A 3,554-nucleotide genomic window follows, 5' to 3' on the forward strand; every position below is an offset into this window, starting at 1 on the left:
CCAGGCTCATGACGGCGAGGAAGACGCACTTGAGGGCGGCGGCCTCGGTCGGGACGACCGAGGCCGAGCACCTCGTGCAGATGGTGGCCATGGCGCACACCTACCGGGAGCGATGGGATCGGGCCCGGGACCTGCTCACCGGCGTGATCCAGCGAGGTCGGGTGGTGGGCGCCAGCGAGGCGGTTGCGCTGGCCAGCGGTGTGCTGGCCGAGATCTCGGTGCGCACGGGGCGGTGGGCGGAGGCCTACGGGTTGATCCGCACGGTGGTCGACGAGGAGTGGGGTGATATCGGGGTCCGTTCCTGGCCCCGCGCCTACCTGGCCCGGGTGAGCGCCGCGCTGGGGCGGGCGGAGGAGTGCCGGGCGGAGGCGGCCGCGGCCCTCGAGGTGGCAGGCCCGATGGGGCTCACGGTGGTGGAGGTGTGGGCGGAATCCGCCCTCGGTCTGCTCGAGCTGGGCCGCGGTCACCCGCAGGAAGCCATCGTCCACCTCGACCGGGTGGCCGAGGCATGGGAGCGAGGCGGCGTGGCCGAGCCCGGCGCGCTCTGGTGGGAGGGCGATCATCTCGACGCGCTCGTCGCCTGCGGTGAAGAGGGGCGAGCCAAGGAACGGCTCTGCCTGCTCGAGCGTGCGGTCGAGTCGACCGGACGGGGTTACGCGGCGGTGGTGGCGGCGCGAGGCCGGGCACTGCTCGCGCCCGACGAGGACGCCGAGGTCCGCTTCGCCGAGGCGGTTCAACGCGGCGAGGCGTTCGCCTCCCCGTTCGAGCTGGGTCGCACGCTGCTGGCTCGGTCCCGCTACCGGCAGCGGCTGGGGCTCGATGGTGCTGCCTCGGACGCCGAGCGGGCAGCCGCGCTCTTCGATGCCCTGGGGGCGGTCGACTGGGCCCGCCAAGCCCGCGGGAGGGACGGCGAGGCGGGGCGGCTGGCGCTCATCGACCAGCTCACCGCCGCGGAGCTGCGGGTGGCCATGTCCGTGGCCCGGGGGCTCACGAACCGGGAGGCGTCGATCGACCTGTGCGTGAGCACCAAGACGATCGACTACCACCTGGGCAACATCTACCGGAAGCTCGGCGTGCGCACCCGCACCGAGATGGCCGCCCGGCTGCTCGGCGCCGGCACGGATCAGAACTAGGTGATCACCTAGGGCGCTCGGCCTACTCGCGTGGCTACAACTGCCCCATGTCTGCGCGTCAGGTCCCCTCACCTTCCCGCTACCGGCTCGCCGCCTTGGTGGCCGCGGTTCTCGTCGCCCCCCTCGCGGTGCTGTCGCCGGCCTCGCCGGCCGGGGCGGACCCCACCCTGCCGATCCAGGTCGACGGCACCCAGGTGACGCTCATCGACGGGCTGGTGACCGTCGCCGACGCGTCGACCTTCACGATGCCCTTCGTCAACACCGGCCCCGACCCCCTGTCCATCACGATCGCGAGTGCCTGGCCCGTGAGCTACGGACCTTCTCCCACCCTCGACGAGGAGAACGCGCTGTGGTCTGCCGGGGTCGATCCCGCCACGCTCACGAACAGCTCGTCGGCGACGCTGGTCTCCGACACCTGCGTCGGGTCGACGCTGGCCCCGTTCGATACGTGTGAGTTCAACGTCGAACTGCCGCCGGATTGGCCGCTCGATTCGGAACCGTTCGGCGTGTACTTCGAGATGGAGGACGACTCGATCGGCGTCGTCGCTCGTACCCTGCTGGTCTGGCCCGTGGTGCCGCCGCCACCGCCAGGTCCTCCGGCGAACGACGACTTCGTCAACGCCACCGACCTGTCGGGGCTCACCATCCCCGAGTGGGGTGATCCCCCCCTGGTCATCAGCGGCGATACCACTGGCGCCACCCTCGAAACCGGCGAGATGGACTACGGCGACCAGGGCGGCTCGGTCTGGTACAAGTTCACCGCCCCACCTGGTGGGTTCGCCGGCCAGCTCGGGGTGCGCGCCGCGGATACCGGCTTCTACGTGGACCGCCTGATGGCGGGCTACCCCGATCCGATGAACCCGGGCTTGCTGCACCCGAGCAACCTGCCCGCTCAGGTGGACCGTCTCACGACCGCCCGGGGGAACGAGGTCGTGCCCTTCGACGCCGCCCCCAACACGTCGTTCGTTCGCATGGAGCCGGGCCACACGGTGTACTTCCGGGTCTCCTCCAGGCAGTACCCGTTCCCGGGCGACGGCCCGTTCAGCCTGGAGCTGTTCCGGGCTCCGGTGGGCAACGACCCGGTGCAGCAGGCGTGGGACGTCTGGCAGGGCCAGCCCTTCGCCGACAACACGGGCTGGGGTGGTGACGGCACGACCTTCCAGGTCACGCCCGACGCGCCCGGCCAGGCTCCGACCGCGTGGTTCACCCACGTCTTCGATCGCCCGGGCATGCTCACGATCGGCCTGACCTCGGAAGACGCCAAGGGCCTGCCCTCGGATCGGCCGCTCGGTGTGAGCCTGTACCGGGCGCCGACGAACAGCCCGGTCACGGATGTGGCACAGCTCGGTACCCCCGTGGCGTCCGCCACGGGCACCCTGAGCTCGGCGTGGCGGTACCTCGACGGCAGTTGGGTCCTACTCGACCAGTGGGCGGCGACGCTCATGGACGTCGCGGTCACCCCCGGCCGGTACTACATCGCGATCGAGCGGGGCTCGGCCGGAGGCACGTTCTTCGCCATCTCCGACCAGTTCCACGCATCCGGCCCGCCCCCACCACCCCCTGCCGCGCAGGTGCGGATCGGTGACGTGTCCGTGATGGAGGGCGACTCGGGGTCCCGCAACCTCTCCTTCCCCGTGACCCTCAGCCAACCGGCCGCCACCGACGTCACCGTCCAGGTAGATGTCGTCGCCGGCACCGCCACCCCCGGAACCGACTACGTGGCCCCCACCCGGACCAAGACCCTGCGGTTCAAGCCGGGCCAGACCACCAAGACCGTGAACGTCCCCGTGCTCCAGGACCTTGACGTCGAGGGCGACGAGACCCTCACCGTGGAGCTGTCCAACCCCTCCGCGCCGTACACCATCGCCGACGGTGAAGGTGTGGGCACCATCCTCGACGACGACGGGTTCGCCAGTCCGAACGTGGGCATCGGTGACGTGCGGGTCTACGAGGGAACCGACGGCACCAAGGCGGGCAAGGTGATCCTGCCGGTCACGCTGTCGTCCCCGGCGGTGGCCGAGACCACGGTGGTGGCCACCGTCTACGTCGGGACGGCCGACGGATCGGACCTGCGCCTGCTCACCAAGCCGAAGCGCATCACGTTCCGGGCCGGAACCTGGAAGAAGGCCGTGTCGATGCTCTTGTACCCCGACGCGGTGATCGAGCCGGACGAGACGATCACGGTGGTGCTCAGCGATCCCAGCTCAGGATTGGTGATCGCCCGTAGCGGGGGGACGGGCACGATCGCCAACGACGACTGATCCGCCGCGCTCGGTTCCTTCCTCGCTCCACCACGATCTAACGTGGCGTCAGATCCGAGCGAGCACGAGGAGCCGAGCACCCGTGGATCTCCGCTACACCGAAGCCGAGCAGCAGTTCCGCAAGGAGCTGCGGGAGTGGTTGGCCGAGGCGCTCCCAACC

The 3,554-nt window shown here is 70.7% G+C and carries 2 protein-coding genes; both read left to right on the forward strand.

All coding sequences use genetic code 11. The features are described from left to right. Positions 1 to 89 precede the first annotated feature (89 nt). Positions 90 to 1,133, forward strand: a complete 1,044-nt coding sequence (locus tag V7004_RS14955; protein WP_334144992.1) for a helix-turn-helix transcriptional regulator — start codon at positions 90 to 92, stop codon at positions 1,131 to 1,133. Between the two features lie 47 nt (positions 1,134 to 1,180). Beyond that, positions 1,181 to 3,394, forward strand: coding sequence for a Calx-beta domain-containing protein (locus V7004_RS14960; protein WP_334144993.1), 2,214 nt, complete (start codon positions 1,181 to 1,183; stop codon positions 3,392 to 3,394). The last annotated feature ends 160 nt before the right edge of the window (positions 3,395 to 3,554 follow it).

Source organism: Rhabdothermincola sp., from assembly GCF_036846205.1.
Taxonomy (GTDB): domain Bacteria; phylum Actinomycetota; class Acidimicrobiia; order Acidimicrobiales; family Acidimicrobilacustridaceae; genus Rhabdothermincola.

What these genes read in the sequence shown, in the direction of transcription:
- V7004_RS14955 (WP_334144992.1), top strand. Translation starts at nt 90, where the DNA reads ATGGCGCACACCTACCGGGAGCGATGGGATCGGGCCCGGGACCTGCTC.
- V7004_RS14960 (WP_334144993.1), top strand. Translation starts at nt 1,181, where the DNA reads ATGTCTGCGCGTCAGGTCCCCTCACCTTCCCGCTACCGGCTCGCCGCC.